This is a genomic window from Actinoallomurus acanthiterrae (assembly GCF_054775715.1).
Genome location: NZ_BAAHCO010000001.1, coordinates 9,762,369 through 9,777,281 on the forward strand (window position 1 = coordinate 9,762,369; position 14,913 = coordinate 9,777,281).

Below are 14,913 nucleotides of genomic sequence, written 5' to 3' on the forward strand. Positions count from 1 at the left end.
CAGGCTGCACCATCACCGACGAGCACATGTGCACGTCGCACCGCTGACACCATCGTTTCGGCGGTAACATCGCCCGCATTGTGATGATTACGGTGGGCGATGTGGCCGACCTCGCGGCGGGAGCCACCCTCCTCGGTTCCGGCGGGGGCGGCGACGCGCAGAACGCCGCCGCGATCGTCCGGTGCGTGCTCGAACGCCTGGGCCCGGTGCGCCTCCTGAAGCCGGAGGACCTCGATCCCGTCGCCTGGCTGGCCTCGGTAGGGGCGATCGGCGCGACCACCGTGATGCTCGAACGACTCCCCGGCGAGACCGAGTTCACCAGGGCCGTCCGGGCCCTCGAACGACATCTCGGCATCGAGGTGACGGCGCTGCAGGGAGTGGAGGCCGCCGGCGTCAACGCGCTGCTCCCGGTGGCCGCCGCGGCCTGGCTCGGCCTGCCGCTCGTGGACGCCGACGGGACGGGCCGGGCGTTCCCGCGGATCGACCAGACCGTCTTCACCCTCGCCGGCCTGCCCATCGTGCCGCTCGCGCTCGCCGAGCCGTCCGGCGCCGAACTGCTGATCACCGGGGTGGACGGAGCGGACGCCGAACGCCTGGCCCGGGCCGTGCTGCCCGCACTCGGCGGATGGGCGGCCGGCGCCCAGTACGTGATGCGTGCCGCCGACTCCCGGCGGCACGCCCTCTCCGGCACCTTCAGCCGCGCGATCCGGCTCGGCCGGATCCTGCGGCGCGGGCAGGACGACCCGCACGCGCGCGACCGGCTGCCGGCCGGCATCGGCATCCGCCGGCTGTTCACCGGCACCGTCCTGGAGGTACGCCAGCGCGGCCGCGGCGGGGCACTCAGTGGCACGGTCACGATGAAGCACACCGACGACCCTCAGCGGACGCTGCGGCTGGAGATGGCGGACGAGTATCTGCTCGCCATCGACGACGGGTCCGTCACGGCCCACGTGCCAGAGATCATCGCGGTGCTGCACGCGCGGACCTGGCACCCCATCTCGGCCGAGCGGATCGCGTCCGGCCAGCACGTCGACGTGCTCAGCCTTCCGGCACCGCCGCCCCTGCTGACCCCGGCGGCCCTGCGGCTCGTCGGTCCCGGCGCGTTCGGCCTCGATCTGCCGGTGACCCAGGATCGGTCATGACCTTCGCCCCGGAAGAACCCTCATGACCGCCGTCACCGTGGGTGACCTGCTGACCGATGAGACGCTGCGCGACGGTGAGATCATCGGTGGCCGGGCCGGACTCGACGCAGCCGTGCACCACGTCGCTCTCGTGACGACGGGCTCCGAACTCGACGACGCGCCGCACGGGACCGCCGCGGTCCTCGACCTGGGCGGTGCGGTCGGCGCGCTCCGGCGGCAGCACCTCGTGGACGTCATCTGCCGTCGGCTGAGCAGCCGCGGGGGGCGGCTGCTGGTCGTGGCGGGCGGCCCGTTCACCCCGGCGTTGTCCACCGTCCGGCTGGCCGACCGGCTCACGCTCCCGGTGGTCGCGGTCCCGGAGGCGGCACCACCGCAGCTGACCGCGCGGCTGCTCGCGATCACCTACACGCCGGATCTGGCCCTCGGCCGCCGGCTGGCCGCCGGCGCCGCGCGCCTGCGCACGGCCGGGTCCCTCGACCGCGTCCTGTCCGTCCTGGACACGGTCCTGGACGCGCGCACATCGCTGGCCACCACCGACGGCACCCCACTGGCCGGGACACCGCCGCGCCATCGGTTCACCGTGCCGACCGGGTCGCCGGTGCCCGCGGTCGACCGCACGGACCGCGTGTCGACCGCGTTCTGCCCGGTGCCCCGGGCCGAGGGCGGGCCACGGCTGTGGATCGTCTGCCAGTGCGAGCGGTCCGGTCCGCTCTGGCGCGCCACGGCCCTCGGCCTGCTGGACATGGCCGCGGCGTACGTCTGTGCCTGGTTCGCGGCGGAGCGGCTGAGCGCCGAACGTGACGCCCGGGTCAGAGGCGGCCTGCTGGGCGAGATCCTCAACGCCGACGGCCCCCTTCCGCCGCATGTCGCGGGACAGGCCGCACGCCTCGGATGGCGACTGGACGGCTGGCACACCGGCATTCACTTCACGCTGATCGGAATGGTCCCGCCGGTGCCCGCCCCGATCACCCCCATTCTCGCCGCCGAACTCGCGGAGCACGGCATCGACGTGCCGCTGGTGGAACGCGCGGACGGCTGGTCGGCATGGCACACCGGGGAACGACCGCCACAAGACACCGCGTCGCTCGCCGCGACCGTACGGGCGGCGCTCGACGGCTATCACGCGACACCGAACGTCCCCCCGATCGTGGCGGGCACCGGACGCGCCGCCCCCGGACCGGACGGCTTGGCCACCACCCTCGCCGAGGCACGCCAAGCCTCTCTGGTGGCCGCCGCGACCCGCCGTGCGGGCACGGTGCAGCGCGGCGACCGGCTCGGCGCGAAACGGATGCTGCTCGACTGGTACGGCTCACAGGCGGTCCACGAAGAGGCCGAGCGCATGCTGGCCCCCCTGCTGTGCGAGGGCCGCGAGAGGCTGCTCGAGACGGTCGAGAGCTACCTGGACAGCGGGTGTTCCCACTCCGAGACCGCGCAGCGGCTCGGAGCACACCGCAACACCGTCAGCAGGCGAATCCGCCGAGCCGAAACGCTGCTCGGCGTCCGGCTGGCTGATCCGGACGACCGGCTGGCCATCCAGCTCGCCTTCCGCATGCGGCGCATCACCGTCGACGCCCGGCACGACTGACAGAGAGATGATTTAGAGGAGCACCTCCGACTACACCGAATGACCGACTTGCCCGGCACGCTACTCTTCTCCTAAGCGGCTTAGTTTTATGTCTCGGAGGTGCACGGTGGCGAAGAACGGCGGGGCGGCGGCGCGGCGGAGCGCACGGGAACGGCTGGCGGCCGAGCGGGCGGCCGCGGAGCGCAAGAGGAGACGCCGCCGGGCCCTGACCTGGACGGCGTCCGGGGTCGTCGCCGCCGCGCTGGTCGCCGGAGGCGTGTGGGCGGCGACGTCCGGCGGCGGGTCCGGCAAGGCGAAGACGACGGCGTCCGGCGCGACCGGGGCCCGCGAGGCCGCGGCCGCCGCCACGGGGCTCCCGCCGTGGCCGCGCCCGGACGACACGGCCGACCGCGCCCGCACCGAGGGGCTCGCCGTGGCCGCCATGGAGGGCACCGCCCGGCACTTCCACACCCACCTGGACATCCTCGTCGACGGCAAGGCCGTGACCGTCCCGGCGAACCTGGGCATCGCCGCGTCCGGCGACGCGATGTCCGAGCTGCACACCCACGACACCACCGGGGTGCTGCACATCGAGGCGCCCACCGCCGGCAAGCAGTACACGCTGGGTCAGCTGTTCACCGAGTGGAACGTCCGGCTGAGCGCCACCGGACTCGGCGGCCTCAAGTCGGACGGCACCCGCACGCTGACGGCCTACGTCGACGGCAAGAAGCAGACCGGCGACCCGGCCGCCGTCGCGCTGACGCCCCACCGGGAGATCGCGCTGGTCTACGGGCCGGCGAACGCCGCCGTCAAGCCGCCCTCCGGCTACACGTTCCCGGATGGCGAGTAGCCGCCACAGGTACTATCCGGCTTAGGTGACCGAGCGAGGAGGGCGGATGCCGCGGTTCGGGGAGCTTGAGGCGTCGATCATGGAGGTGGTGTGGTCGGCGGACAAGGCCATCACGGTCCGGGACATCCGTGACCGCCTCGGCCGCGAGCCGGCGCCCGCCTACAACACCGTGCTCACCGTGACGGAGATCCTCCACCGCAAGGGCTGGCTGGCCCGGGAGAAGCACGGCCGGGCCTTCCGCTACTGGCCGGCGGGCAGCCGGGACGACTACACCGCCCAGCTGATGGCCGAGGCCCTCGACTCCGCGCACGACCGGGCGGCCGCGCTCGTACGGTTCATGGAGCGGATGGAGCCGGGAGAGATGGCCGAGATCCGCCGCGCGCTCGAGACGGCCAAGGACGCCGGGCGGCGGCCGCGATGACCGTCACGCTGCTCCTCCTCGGCTACGCACTGCTACTGGCGACCGCCGGGACCGCCCTGCTCCGGCGCGCGTCGTGGCCGTCGCGCGCTCCCCGCCTGGCCATCGTCGCCTGGCAGGCGCTGTCCGCCTCCATCGTCGGCTCGGTGATCCTCGCCGGGCTCACCGCGACCACGGCGGCCACCCGGGCCGGCGACGTCCCGGGACGGTGCTACGGACCGGTCGAGTGGCCGTGCGCACCCGACACCATCTCGCTCGCCGCGATACCCGTCGCGACCGGCGCGGTCATGGCGCTCGCCGTCGCGGCCCGCGTCCTGTGGTGCCTGATCGCCGCGTACGGCGCCGCCGCCCGCGAACGCCGTCTCCGCCTCGACGGGCTCACGCTGGTCGGCCGCCCCGACCCCCGGCGCGGCGTGACCGTGATCGACCACGACGCACCCGCCGTCTACTGCGTCCCCGGCCACCGGGGCCGGATCGTGGTGACCAGCGGCGCACTGGCGGCACTCGACGAGGAGCAACTGGCCGCCGCACTCGCCCACGAACGCGCCCACCTGCGCCAACGTCACCACCTCGCCCTGACCGCCGCCCAGGCCCTCGCCCGGGCGTTCGGCCCGCTCCCCGTCTTCACGGCCGCCAGAGAGCAGATCGCGTTCCTCGTCGAACTGGCCGCCGACGACGCCGCGGCGAAAGGCTCCGGCCGCCTCACCGTCGCCGAGGCCCTGCTCACCCTGGCCGAGGCGATCCCGGCCGCCGCGATGGCCCCCGCGCTGGCGGCGGGCGGCACGGCAACGGGCGCCCGCGCCCGCCGCCTCATCGCCGGCCCCCGTCCGCTCGGCCGTACCCGCGCCCTGCTGGGCCTCGCCATCGCGACCGCCATGCTGACCGCCCCGCTCGCAGCCGCCGGACCGACACTGACCGCCGCCATGGCCTGCTGCAGCTCGCCCGCCACCGCCGGCGCCCCGGCGCACCCCGGCCACGCCCTTTGCCGCCCGGGCTGTTCCGGGCTTCCAGCCTGAGCCTCCAGCCGACATCCGGGCGGCGGTGCCGCTCGCGCCGACGCCGTCCCTGGAACCAGCACGACGCCAGGTTTCGGCTCGCCGCAAATGCGGCCCGATAACCGTCCCGCAGACAAGGTGAGACCGCCGCCTTCCGCCATTCCCACGGTCTACCTGTGATGACTCTGATGTCAGAGTTTTCCACGATGTTGGTGGAACTGCCTGATTCGTACTTTGAGCCGTCAATGTCCACTTCAGTCACGGAGGTTGACTTGGCTCATCAAATACGGCTCGGCAGGATCGGAGCGGTGATCGGTGCCGGTGCCGTGCTGCTACCGCTCACCGCAGGTAACGCGCTGGCCAGCGCCGCCGGTGGTCAGGGGACCACGGACGGCAAACGCATTGAGGTGTCCGCGTCCGTCCCGGAGCTGGTCGCCGCGGATGATGATGCGCAGATCGCCGCCGCCTGCAATCGGTTCACCCGCACGCAGATCTGTCAGAAGGTGAAGCTGACCATCAGACTGTGGGTCAACAGGAAAATCGTGGGTGTGGCCCGCCTCGACATGACGCAGGCGATCGTGTTCAGCACCACCAGCAACAAGTTCCGCGAAACCCTGGTCGTCAGGCCGACCGTGGTGACCGGAAGCGCCCGCATCCTGCGTACATTCGGGCTTACCGCGTCGTGCGGACAGGGCTGCAAGGCCAAGGCATCGCTGCCGCGCGGGAAGGCGTTTCGGCCCGGAGTCGGCATCAAGGGCAAGGCCACCTTCGCCGACGGTGTGAAACAGCGGAAGATCCACCGGTCTGCGGTCACCACCACCTTTATCTACGTCGCCCCCGGATTCACGCCCAGCATCAGCAGGTTCACCTGGCGGCCAGGGGTCGGCCACCGCTGCGACAACAACCTGTACTTCCCTGAGAAGAGGCGCTACGTCCCCGGCTGCGTCATCCCGCGTTTCACACCCACGATGACGACCATGCGAGGGTTGCCCACCATCCGGGCCAACATCCGCCGGATACAGACCAACGGCCCCGATCACTACGGCCGGCCCGGCAGCGGCCACCCGCTGCACCGCCTCTGGAACGCGAGCAAGCAGCCGAAGAACCGGCAGGCCGTCTGCGGCAAGAAGGTCGTCGGTAACCCACCTCAGCCCGGGCTGGAGTGTGACGAATACCCCTTCGCCAGCACTGAAGAAGGCGGAACCAAGCTACGCCCGGCTGACCGGGGTACCGCCTGGGTGCCCAGCGGGGAGCAGCGCAAGCAGGGCGGGCTGATCACCAAGGGATACCGCAACGACCGCATCATGCCGGGCGACGGCTACTACGTGTCAGTCTGATGCCGTGAACACCACCCGCCTGCGCCTCCAGATCGGCTACTCCCAATTCACCCTGGAAGGCGGCGGCTGGGATCCCGACCAGGTGGCTTACACCGGCGGCAACGGCCTCGCCTGGGCCACCGATGCGGCCGTGGTCGTGATGACCGGCGTGGACAGTGGCCACGTCCCGGTCACCATCGGGATCGGTGACCGCCGTCCCATACCGGATCTGGATAAGTGGGACGAGGCCGTCGAGGTCGGCTTCACGGTGGCCGAGGGCACCCTGGTGATCTGTTCGCCGCCCGGCGAATACCTCGAGGAGGTTCCCATGCCCGCCGGCACTTACCGGATGCGGATCCACGCCCGGGGCAGGGACGCCGGGCGGGAGGCACAATTCATCGACAACGACGCGGGTGAGCCGATGGTGGAGGAGCACCTGATCCTCCTGTGGCCCGCCCCCCTCGCGGAGGAAGAACGCCTGAAGGCGACCGACACGGTCGGCGCCGAAAACCGCGGTCAGACCTGATCCGCCCACCGCACGCCACCCGCCGACAGCGCCCTGCCCGAAACGGGCGCAGGTGGTGGCCGGTTGTTCGCCGGCCACCACCGGATCCTGTGCGCCGCCACCGGCCGCGACACCGCTCGGCACCGGGAGGACGCACTGGTCCGTCGTCTTTTCGCGGGTCGATCGCCTGCGCGACGGTGCCTCCGTGGGGGCAGGTCTCGTCAGTCCGTGATCGGGGCGGCGGTGCCGCTCACCCGGATGCCGGCGTCGGCTCCCGGCGTGATGTCGACGAGCAGGCGGCTCGGGCGGCCCATGTCCTCGCCCTGATGGATCGTCACGCGGGCCGGTGGGGCGACGAGTTCCAGGGAGCGCAGGTACGCGCCGAAGGCGGCGGCGGCAGCGCCGGTGGCGGGGTCCTCGAACACCCCGCCCGGCGGGAAGGGGTCACGGGCGTGGAAGACGGTGTCCGTCTCGCGCCAGACCAGGTGCACGGTCGTCCAGCCGCGCCGGGCCATGAGGTCGCCGAGCGCGTCCTGGTCGTAGTCCAGGTCGGCGAGCCGCTCGCGCGTCGCGGCGGCGAGGACGAGGTGGTCGTTGCCCGCGTTGGCGATGCGCGGCGGGAAGGCCGGGTCCAGTTCAGCGTACTCCCAGCGCAGAGCGGTCAGCGCCGCGGCGAGGTCGGCGTCGTCCACCGGGCGAACCGCCGGGGCGACGCTGGTGAGCGTGGCGAAGACGCGGCCGTCCTCCTCTCGCGTCGCGACCGCGACCTCTCCCGCCGAGGTGCGGAACACCAGGTCTCCCGTCCCCTCACGCTCGGCCAGCGCGACGGCCGTGGCGATCGTCGCGTGACCGCAGAACGCCACCTCGGCCAGTGGACTGAAGTACCGGATCCGGAAGCTTCGCTCCCCGTCCTTCGTCAGGAACGCCGTCTCGGAGTAGCCGACCTCGGCGGCGATCTCCTGCATCCGCGTCTCGTCCATGCCGCGCGCGTCGAGGACGACACCGGCCGGGTTGCCGCCCTTCCCTTCCACGTCGAAGGCGGTGTAGCGGAGGACGGCCGACGGCAGGTCGCGGCCCTGGCTTTCCAATGCGGTGTGCGTCATGTCCATGATTCTGCTGGCTGGGATACCATCGCGTCCAACGATGAAAGTCGATGAAGGGGATCGCGTTCTTCGATGGACACCCGTCTGCTCCGGAGCTTCCTCGCGGTCGTCCGCACCGGCGGGATCACGGCGGCCGCCGCCGAGCTCGGCTTCGTCCAGTCGACGATCACCACGCACGTCCAAGCGCTCGAGCGCCTCACCGGAACACCCCTGCTCGACCGGCACCCCGGCGGCGTCTCCCCCACGCACGCGGGCACGCTGCTCGCCGAGCGGGCCGAGCAGATCCTCGACCTCGAGGACCGCATGCTCGCCGAGCTCGCCGCCGATGCCGACCTTCCCGCCGGTCCCGTACGGCTCTGCGCCCCGGAGTCCGTCTGCGCCTACCAACTGGCACCGCTCCTGCCCAGGCTTCGCGCCCGCTTCCCGGACGTCGACCTGTCGCTGTTCCCCGCCGACACCCGCACCGCGCTGACCGCGATCGCCGACCGCCGGGCCGACCTCGCCCTGACCCTGGAGCCGTCGGTGAACACGGCCCAGGCCGACGTCGTGGACTTGGGCGTTCAGGAGCTGTCGCTCGTCGCACCCGCCACGACGGACCTCCCCCGTGACCGCCCCCTCACGCCCGCGGAGCTCGCGGCGACGGGCGTCCTCCTGCTGGAGGAGGGCTGCGCCTACAGCGACGAGCTCGCCGCCGCGATCGCCACCACCGGAGCCCCGGTGACCCGGCCTCGGTTCGGCGGGGTCGAGACGGTGAAACGCTGCGTCGCGGCCGGTCTCGGCGTGGCCCTGCTCCCGACCGTGACCGTCGCCGAGGATCTCGCCGACGGCCGGCTCGTACGACTCCGGCCGCCGGACCTCGCCGAGCAGCGCCTTTGGCTCCTCCGCCCCCGCTCGCGGTGGGTCTCCCCCGCCGTCCAGGCCGTCCACACCCTGCTGAGGGAGAGCGTCAAACCCGCACCCTGAGGACCGCCCCGGTCAGCGTCGGCGGGTGCCAGGTAGGCCGCCGTCCCTGGAGTCGGCGCGAGCGCTGAGGACTGCTCCAGTCAGCGTCGGCGGGTGCCGGGCGGGCCGCCATCCCCGGATTGGGCGCGAGCGCTGAGGACTGCTCCGGTCAGCTCGTCCGGATCGGCCACTTCGATGAGCCGCCACCGGCCGCGTACGGGGAGCGCCGCCCACCAGTGCCGGGTATACGGACCGAACCACAGCACGGTGTCGGGGAACCGACGGCGGAGGATCACGGTCAGCTGCGTCTCCGACAACGCGCCGGGCGGCCATGGATCGATGAGCGTCGGCGGCGCGCTCATGCCCTCGTCTCCGGCACGACCCCGTCGAGGCGGAGGACGGTGGCGATCCGGACGGCTGCCGCGTCGATCTCGGTGGCAGGGCCGAGCGGTTCGTACTCGGGCGGTGCGTCCCGGGTGGAGCCGGACCAGACCCACCACCACAGCAGGTGTCCGGCGTCGTCCGCGCGGCACACGACCGCCTGGCGCAGCCCCGGGCTCATCGCCGCGCCCACCGGATCATCTCCGTCGGGATCGGCCGCCCGGTTGACCGCCCACACCATGGCCGCACCGACGGCCTCGGCGGCCAGGCCCCGGATGGTCAGGGCGCGGACGAGTCCGCCGACGAGTGAAGTAACCGTAGTGACTTGTCCCGGAATTGTCATTTTGCGCGACCCCGTTCCTCGGATTCCTTCCGATTTCCGGTTACAGAATCGCGTGGAGCGGTTACGCTCAGCCATCAACGACAAGCAACTGCAAATCACCTCCGCTCCATCGATTTCCACCAGGCCCGGAGGTTGATAACCAGGGAGGTCTCATGGCCCGGCCGCAGCGCGACCTCAGCCCCGACTCACTTATCGGTCATTTCGGTCTGGAGATTCGCACATTCCGTAATGACGCCAGCCTCTCCCAGAGCCAACTGGCCGACGCGCTCGGCTGCACCGGCCAATGGGTCGGCGCCGTCGAACTCGCCGAGAAGGCCCCTTCCGAGGCATTCGCCCTCGACCTCGACACCTACTTCCAGACCAACGGCTCCTTCCACCGCCTCTGGAAAACGATCAAACGAGCCCCCCACCGCACCGTGCTGCCTGAGTGGCTGGAGCAATGGGTCGAGACCGAACAGGAGGCGCAGACACTAAAGAACTGGGAACCGCTCGTAGTTCCCGGCCTCCTCCAGACACCCGACTACGCTCGCGCGATGCTCCAAGGCAAGCCTGGGATCACCGAAGACGAAGTGGAGGGCCAGGTCTCCGCCAGGATCGAGCGCCAGCGGATCCTCTCTGGCGATAGCCCGACTCTCCTGTGGGCTGTCATCGAAGAGGGGGTTCTTCGGCGCCTCGTCGGAAGTTCCGAAGTAATGCGCGACCAACTCGGAGCACTCCTGACGGCTACGGCACTAAAACACATTTCCGTCCAGATCGTTCCTTCTGACGCCGCCAGCACCGCAGGCCTGTCAGGAGCGTTTTGGATCGCCGCCAAGGAAGGCGAGCAGGCTACCGCGTACATAGACGACGCCATCGAAGGGCGGGTGACGGATCATCCGCACGAGGTGGCACAGGTCATCAACCGATACGATTCCATCAGGGCGGAGGCCCTACCCGCGCAGGCCAGCATGGACCTTATCGCGAAGGTGAGGGACGAACGGTGGATGCAGACGTGACCCCTATCAACTGGCGTAAGGCAAGTCGCAGCTCTTCGAACGGCGGGGCGTGCGTCGAAGTTGCGGTCGTGGCGGTCCGTACAGCCTGAGGGATTTCGCGAACGCGGCGAGAGCGGTCAAATCGGCCCCGCCGGGCACGCCGCGTCGTTCCACGCCGTCTACCTGGACGAGAAAATTATCGTCCCAGTAGACACCGCAGAACGAGATGCCTCACCGGGCGGGGTTGACGATCAGCGATCCGTTGCTCCCGTCATGACGGGCACGATGTCCTCGCGTATCTGCGTCTCGTCGGGCGGGCTGCCGTGCAGCATCACGTGCAGGAAGATCAACGCCGGCCCGGCGTCGGCACGGGTCTGCAGGTCGGGTACTGAGCCGATCACGCGGCGCAGGCGTTCGCGGTTGTCCTCCCGGACCGGATCGACCTTGGCCTCCCGCACCACGCCGGCGAGTTCCGAGGCCGGGTCGGTCAGCAGCACCGCCAGCAGCGGCGCGCGGCGATGGACGAGGCCCTCGGCGATCTTCATCAGGCCCGTCACCAGGTCCTCGTGCGGGTCGTCGGTCGGTTCCACTTCCCGTACCGACGCCGCGGCGCGCAACGCGTCCACGACCAGGGCGTGCTTGTTCGGCCAGCGCCGGTACAACGAGCCGAGACCGACCCCGGCGTTGCGGGCGACCTCGGCGACGCGCAGCCCGTCATAGCCGCCGCCGTCCAGCAGGGCCAGCGTCTCGCGCAGCACCGCTTGGTCGACGGCCGGGTCACGGGGCCGTCCCGGAGTCTTGTCGTTGCCCATCCCGGACCAGCTTAACGGAAACGTTGACTTCCGTATTTGTGCGTCGCTATAACGGTAACCACCGTTACCGGTAATCTTCGTTACCGGAATAGCCCCCGATCACACACTGGAGACCACCATGCGAGCCGTCGTCACCGACCCTGCGGACACCGCGCGCCTGCGTCTGGCCGAGGCGCCACAGCCGGAACCCGTGGCGAACCAAGCCCTGATCAAGGTCGAGGCCTTCTCACTGAACGCCGGCGAAATCCGCAGCGCGCTGGAGGCCGCCGGCAGCTACGTGCCCGGCTGGGACTTCGCCGGCGTGATCGAGGAGACCGCGGCCGACGGCAGCACTCCGCCCAAGGGCACTCGGGTCTACGGCTTCGTCCCGCAGGGCGCCTGGGCGGAGTACGTCGTCGCCGGCGCGGCCCTGATCGCCGAGATCCCCGACGGCGTCTCCGCCGCCCAGGCCGCGGCACTGCCGGTCGCCGGAGTGACCGCTCTGGCCGCCCTCGAATCGGCCGGCACCCTGCTCGGACGCCGGGTGCTGATCACCGGTGCTGCCGGTGGTGTCGGGCGCTACGCCTGCCAGCTGGCCAACCTGGCCGGCGCGAAGGTGATCGCCATCAGCCGCCGGCCGACCCTTCCGCAGCAACTGCGCGAGGACGGAATTCTCGACCCTACCGTGTTCCCCACCATCGCCGAGGCCAGGGAGGCCGGACGCTACGACGTGATCCTCGACGGCGTCGGCGGCGACTCGCTGGCCACCGCGCTGGCCTCCCTTGCTCCCGGCGGCGTCTGCGTCAGCTTCGGCAACGGCAGCCGCCGACCGGCCGGCTTCGACCCCGTGGACTTCTACTACACGCCCGGTGCTCGCCTGCAGGGGCTGTGGCTCGGCAACCTCATGGCCGCCGGCACCGACTGCGGTCCGATGCTGTCCCGGCTCGTGGACCTCGTGAGCCAGGGTCGGTTGCGTTCCCCGATCGACGACGTGCTGCCCTGGACCGAGGTCGGCCATGCCGCCGAACGCCTCGCCGGTCAGCGCGTCGACGGAAAGATCGTCCTGGAAGTCCGCTGATCGTGACGTCCGGGCCAAGACGCACGGCTTTCACTGAGCCCTCGGCAAGCGCGCCCGGGGGCCCGGAGCTGCCTCACACCAGGGGCCGCCACCCATGGCCCCGGGCAGTGCCGGCCCTCAGCGGGTGTCGACGGATGTCGTCTTGGCGGCGACGAAGCTCTTCAGCTTCGCCTTGCCGTACTCCACCGCCGCGTTCCCGCGTTCGAGCAGGTCGGCCTGGTACTCCCCCAGCACCGACGCCAGGTCGCGCTCGCCGCGCCAGGCCTCCGACAGGCGCGCGGCCAGTCGTACGGCGTCGTGCATGGCGGTGTTCGCGCCGTTTCCGCCGGTGGCCAGCGTCAGGTGCGCGGCGTCGCCCAGGAGCGTGACCCTTCCCACCGGCCACGGCGGCATCGGCCGGTCGAAGATCCGGGATCGGCCGGCGGCGCTCAGGTCGGCGGAGCGCACCAGGTCCAGCAGGTCGGGATGCCAGCCGTCGATGAGCTCCAGCACCAGGTCTCGCGCGTCCTCGAGGCGCGCTCCAGCTGCGGCCGGGTGCTCCGGCGGGACCATCAGCACCCACCGTACATAGCTTTCCCGGTCGGGCATGTGCAGCTCGGGGGCGAGTTCGGCGGCGGCCTCGGAGGGTTCGCGGTCGAACTGCATGCGGCCCAGCATCAGCGTGACCTCAGGGCCTTTGACCATCGTGCCGCGCCCCGGCACGAGCCGTAGGAAGCGGTCGGTGAGGGGCGTACGGCCCATGGCCCCGCAGAGGTCCGAGTCGACGAGCCGGACCTCGGGTGCCAGGTGCCGCCGTACGGCGGAGTTCCCGCCGTCGGCGCCGACGAGGACCTGCCCGGTCGCCTCCGTGCCGTCGGCGAAGCGCGCGGTCACGGTCCCGTCGGCTTCGGTGACGCCCGTCAGCCGCTTGCCGTACGCGATCCGCTCCTCCAGCGCGCCGAGCAGGATGCGCCGCAGCACCTGCCGGTCGATCGCCCGGGCGCCCGCCGGTGGCCCCTCCAGGTCGCTGCTGAGCACGTTCAGCTGCTCGTCGAACATGAGCCCTGGCCCGGTCAGGCCTCCGCTGGTGACCTCGACCAGTTCGTAGAGCCGCCGCGGCAGGCTCGCGCGCAGCGCGTCCATCGCGGGCTGCCCTAGCCCGATCCGGTAGCCCTGGAGCCGCTCTTCGGGCCCCTCGTCGGCCTCGTACACCCGCACGTCGATGCCCGCGTGGACGAGCGTGTGCGCGAGCGTCAGCCCGCCGAGCCCCGCCCCGATCACCAGTACCCGGCCCAGACCTTCGGTCATGACATCCCTCCGCTTTCCAGGTGAACAACGTTCACGTGTACATTGTTCACCTAGATCGAGGCGATCTGTCAACCGGCCAGGAGGAGTGCATGGGGCAGCGGCGCACCGAGGTGCTGCAGGCGGCGATCGAGCTGCTCGACGAGGTCGGGCTGGACGGCCTCACCATGCGGCTGCTGGCGGGCCGGCGGGGTGCGGGCGAGCGCGCTGTACCGGCACTACCCCAGCAAGCAGGCGCTGCTGGACGCGATGGTCGCGCACCTGATCGTCCCCCCGGGCGGGGCCGCCCCGCCGATCGAAGGCCCCTGGGACGAGCGGCTTCGCGCCGTCGCGATCGGCGCGCGCGAGGTCATGCTGGCGCACCGGGACGGCGCGCGCCTCCTGACCGGCTTCCAGCAGCCGAGCGACGAGGCCGTCGCCGCCTTCGAGGGCCTCGTCGCCGCCTTGGTCGCCGCCGGTCTGTCCAAGGACAACGCCACCGTCGCCGTGGACACCGTCATGGCCTACGTCAACGGTTCGACGATGGAGGAACAGACCCGGAAGGCCGACACCTGGCCGCGAGAGAAGCGCGACCGTACCTTCCTCGCAGGCCTCGAACTGATCATCACCGGCATCAGAGGCTCACTGCCGTGACCTGGGAGGCCACGAGGCGGGATCGCTAAGGTGCGAGATATGAGCGCTGTCGCATCGGTGGTATCTCTCGTCGAACTGCTGCGGGGCAACCCCGGATCCTGCCGGTGGACGGGCGGGCTGGACCCGGTGGACCTCGCACGGGCCGAGCGGGAGCTCGGCACGCCGTTCCCGCCCTCCTACCGCTGTTTCCTCGCCGAGGTGGGCTCCTGCGAGGTGGCGGGCACGGACTTCCTCGGTGTCTACCGGACGCCGGCCATGGGCGACGCGCTCCTCGGTACGGTCGGCGGGACTCTCGACGCACGGACGGATCCCCGTTTCCCACCCGACCTGCTGATCATCCAGTACGACGGGATGGGCGGGCTCGTCTGCCTCGACCTCTCACGCCGGGACCGATCCGGGGAGTCGCCGGTCGTCGTCTGGGACCCGGGCTCGGCCGGCCGAGGTGGTCCCGAACGGCTCGCCGACGACTTCGGCTCGTACGCGCTGCGGCAGTGCACTCGGGCACTCACCAGCGGCGGTTAACCGACGCGTCGCCCGGACGACGCGAGCCGTCCACCCGTGATCGGGACAATCCGCAAAGCAGATTCGCACCGT

The 14,913-nt window shown here is 71.3% G+C and carries 18 protein-coding genes; 13 read left to right on the top strand and 5 right to left on the bottom strand.

The window, feature by feature from the left end; genetic code table 11:
• The first annotated feature begins 101 nt into the window (after positions 1 to 101).
• From ACYVF7_RS45990 to ACYVF7_RS46020, 7 genes are all read left to right on the top strand, one after another.
• Positions 102 to 1,142, top strand: a complete 1,041-nt coding sequence (locus ACYVF7_RS45990) for a DUF917 domain-containing protein (RefSeq protein ID WP_460352309.1) — start codon at positions 102 to 104, stop codon at positions 1,140 to 1,142.
• A gap of 22 nt (positions 1,143 to 1,164) precedes the next feature.
• On the top strand, positions 1,165 to 2,727 hold the full coding sequence (locus ACYVF7_RS45995; protein ID WP_460352311.1) for a helix-turn-helix domain-containing protein: 1,563 nt from the start codon (positions 1,165 to 1,167) through the stop codon (positions 2,725 to 2,727).
• 106 nt (positions 2,728 to 2,833) lie between these two features.
• Positions 2,834 to 3,556: a hypothetical protein gene (locus ACYVF7_RS46000; protein ID WP_460352313.1), complete on the top strand. Its 723-nt coding sequence runs from the start codon at positions 2,834 to 2,836 to the stop codon at positions 3,554 to 3,556.
• 46 nt (positions 3,557 to 3,602) lie between these two features.
• A complete protein-coding gene (locus ACYVF7_RS46005) occupies positions 3,603 to 3,977 on the top strand; it encodes a BlaI/MecI/CopY family transcriptional regulator (RefSeq protein ID WP_460352315.1) in 375 nt (124 codons plus the stop codon).
• Complete coding sequence (locus ACYVF7_RS46010) at positions 3,974 to 4,990, top strand: M56 family metallopeptidase (protein WP_460352317.1); 1,017 nt, start codon at positions 3,974 to 3,976, stop codon at positions 4,988 to 4,990. The genes ACYVF7_RS46005 and ACYVF7_RS46010 overlap by 4 nt, the downstream gene beginning before the upstream one ends.
• Before the next feature lie 185 nt (positions 4,991 to 5,175).
• Positions 5,176 to 6,306, top strand: a complete 1,131-nt coding sequence (locus ACYVF7_RS46015; protein WP_460352319.1) for a NucA/NucB deoxyribonuclease domain-containing protein — start codon at positions 5,176 to 5,178, stop codon at positions 6,304 to 6,306.
• A 4-nt stretch (positions 6,307 to 6,310) separates the two neighbouring features.
• On the top strand, positions 6,311 to 6,811 hold the full coding sequence (locus ACYVF7_RS46020; protein WP_460352320.1) for a hypothetical protein: 501 nt from the start codon (positions 6,311 to 6,313) through the stop codon (positions 6,809 to 6,811).
• A 200-nt stretch (positions 6,812 to 7,011) separates the two neighbouring features.
• Here the strand turns inward: ACYVF7_RS46020 and ACYVF7_RS46025 are convergent, their stop codons facing one another.
• Positions 7,012 to 7,893: a PhzF family phenazine biosynthesis protein gene (locus ACYVF7_RS46025; RefSeq protein WP_460352321.1), complete on the bottom strand. Its 882-nt coding sequence runs from the start codon at positions 7,891 to 7,893 to the stop codon at positions 7,012 to 7,014.
• Positions 7,894 to 7,965: 72 nt separating this feature from the next.
• On the opposite strand from ACYVF7_RS46025, the gene ACYVF7_RS46030 reads away from it, so the two are divergent.
• Positions 7,966 to 8,856: a LysR family transcriptional regulator gene (locus ACYVF7_RS46030; protein ID WP_460352323.1), complete on the top strand. Its 891-nt coding sequence runs from the start codon at positions 7,966 to 7,968 to the stop codon at positions 8,854 to 8,856.
• Positions 8,857 to 8,936: 80 nt separating this feature from the next.
• Here ACYVF7_RS46030 and ACYVF7_RS46035 read toward each other — a convergent pair whose 3' ends face one another.
• Both ACYVF7_RS46035 and ACYVF7_RS46040 read right to left on the bottom strand, forming a co-directional pair.
• Positions 8,937 to 9,197, bottom strand: a complete 261-nt coding sequence (locus ACYVF7_RS46035) for a hypothetical protein (protein ID WP_460352324.1) — start codon at positions 9,195 to 9,197, stop codon at positions 8,937 to 8,939.
• Entirely contained in the window at positions 9,194 to 9,559 is a 366-nt protein-coding gene (locus ACYVF7_RS46040; protein ID WP_460352325.1) for a hypothetical protein, read from the bottom strand. The genes ACYVF7_RS46035 and ACYVF7_RS46040 overlap by 4 nt, the downstream gene beginning before the upstream one ends.
• 152 nt (positions 9,560 to 9,711) lie before the next feature.
• Here ACYVF7_RS46040 and ACYVF7_RS46045 point away from each other — a divergent pair, with 152 nt between their 5' ends.
• Both ACYVF7_RS46045 and ACYVF7_RS46050 read left to right on the top strand, forming a co-directional pair.
• Positions 9,712 to 10,554, top strand: coding sequence for a helix-turn-helix domain-containing protein (locus ACYVF7_RS46045; protein WP_460352327.1), 843 nt, complete (start codon positions 9,712 to 9,714; stop codon positions 10,552 to 10,554).
• Complete coding sequence (locus ACYVF7_RS46050; RefSeq protein ID WP_460358477.1) at positions 10,551 to 10,643, top strand: DUF397 domain-containing protein; 93 nt, start codon at positions 10,551 to 10,553, stop codon at positions 10,641 to 10,643. Before ACYVF7_RS46045 ends, ACYVF7_RS46050 begins: the two co-directional genes overlap by 4 nt.
• Before the next feature lie 141 nt (positions 10,644 to 10,784).
• Here the strand turns inward: ACYVF7_RS46050 and ACYVF7_RS46055 are convergent, their stop codons facing one another.
• Positions 10,785 to 11,345 (bottom strand): TetR/AcrR family transcriptional regulator, encoded by a 561-nt coding sequence (locus tag ACYVF7_RS46055; RefSeq protein WP_460352329.1) that lies wholly within the window; start codon positions 11,343 to 11,345, stop codon positions 10,785 to 10,787.
• Between the two features lie 118 nt (positions 11,346 to 11,463).
• On the opposite strand from ACYVF7_RS46055, the gene ACYVF7_RS46060 reads away from it, so the two are divergent.
• A complete protein-coding gene (locus ACYVF7_RS46060; RefSeq protein WP_460352330.1) occupies positions 11,464 to 12,402 on the top strand; it encodes a zinc-binding dehydrogenase in 939 nt (312 codons plus the stop codon).
• A gap of 117 nt (positions 12,403 to 12,519) precedes the next feature.
• Here ACYVF7_RS46060 and ACYVF7_RS46065 read toward each other — a convergent pair whose 3' ends face one another.
• Positions 12,520 to 13,689 carry an FAD-dependent oxidoreductase gene (locus ACYVF7_RS46065; protein ID WP_460352332.1) on the bottom strand — a complete coding sequence of 390 codons (1,170 nt, stop codon included), beginning with the start codon at positions 13,687 to 13,689 and terminating at the stop codon, positions 12,520 to 12,522.
• Positions 13,690 to 13,878: 189 nt separating this feature from the next.
• Here ACYVF7_RS46065 and ACYVF7_RS46070 point away from each other — a divergent pair, with 189 nt between their 5' ends.
• Together ACYVF7_RS46070 and ACYVF7_RS46075 are read left to right on the top strand one after the other, a co-directional pair.
• The gene (locus tag ACYVF7_RS46070) at positions 13,879 to 14,319 is read left to right on the top strand and encodes a TetR/AcrR family transcriptional regulator C-terminal domain-containing protein (RefSeq protein ID WP_460352333.1); all 441 of its coding nucleotides are present in this window, start codon (positions 13,879 to 13,881) and stop codon (positions 14,317 to 14,319) included.
• A gap of 39 nt (positions 14,320 to 14,358) precedes the next feature.
• Positions 14,359 to 14,841 (top strand): SMI1/KNR4 family protein, encoded by a 483-nt coding sequence (locus ACYVF7_RS46075; protein WP_460352334.1) that lies wholly within the window; start codon positions 14,359 to 14,361, stop codon positions 14,839 to 14,841.
• Positions 14,842 to 14,913 lie beyond the last annotated feature (72 nt).

Bases quoted from the DNA above. Each gene is read 5' to 3' on its own strand.
- ACYVF7_RS45995 (WP_460352311.1), top strand. From the start codon at position 1,165: ATGACCGCCGTCACCGTGGGTGACCTGCTGACCGATGAGACGCTGCGC.
- ACYVF7_RS46005 (WP_460352315.1), top strand. From the start codon at position 3,603: ATGCCGCGGTTCGGGGAGCTTGAGGCGTCGATCATGGAGGTGGTGTGG.
- ACYVF7_RS46010 (WP_460352317.1), top strand. From the start codon at position 3,974: ATGACCGTCACGCTGCTCCTCCTCGGCTACGCACTGCTACTGGCGACC.
- ACYVF7_RS46015 (WP_460352319.1), top strand. From the start codon at position 5,176: ATGTTGGTGGAACTGCCTGATTCGTACTTTGAGCCGTCAATGTCCACT.
- ACYVF7_RS46025 (WP_460352321.1), bottom strand. From the start codon at position 7,893: ATGACGCACACCGCATTGGAAAGCCAGGGCCGCGACCTGCCGTCGGCC.
- ACYVF7_RS46030 (WP_460352323.1), top strand. From the start codon at position 7,966: ATGGACACCCGTCTGCTCCGGAGCTTCCTCGCGGTCGTCCGCACCGGC.
- ACYVF7_RS46035 (WP_460352324.1), bottom strand. From the start codon at position 9,197: ATGAGCGCGCCGCCGACGCTCATCGATCCATGGCCGCCCGGCGCGTTG.
- ACYVF7_RS46040 (WP_460352325.1), bottom strand. From the start codon at position 9,559: ATGACAATTCCGGGACAAGTCACTACGGTTACTTCACTCGTCGGCGGA.
- ACYVF7_RS46045 (WP_460352327.1), top strand. From the start codon at position 9,712: ATGGCCCGGCCGCAGCGCGACCTCAGCCCCGACTCACTTATCGGTCAT.
- ACYVF7_RS46055 (WP_460352329.1), bottom strand. From the start codon at position 11,345: ATGGGCAACGACAAGACTCCGGGACGGCCCCGTGACCCGGCCGTCGAC.
- ACYVF7_RS46060 (WP_460352330.1), top strand. From the start codon at position 11,464: ATGCGAGCCGTCGTCACCGACCCTGCGGACACCGCGCGCCTGCGTCTG.
- ACYVF7_RS46065 (WP_460352332.1), bottom strand. From the start codon at position 13,689: ATGACCGAAGGTCTGGGCCGGGTACTGGTGATCGGGGCGGGGCTCGGC.
- ACYVF7_RS46075 (WP_460352334.1), top strand. From the start codon at position 14,359: ATGAGCGCTGTCGCATCGGTGGTATCTCTCGTCGAACTGCTGCGGGGC.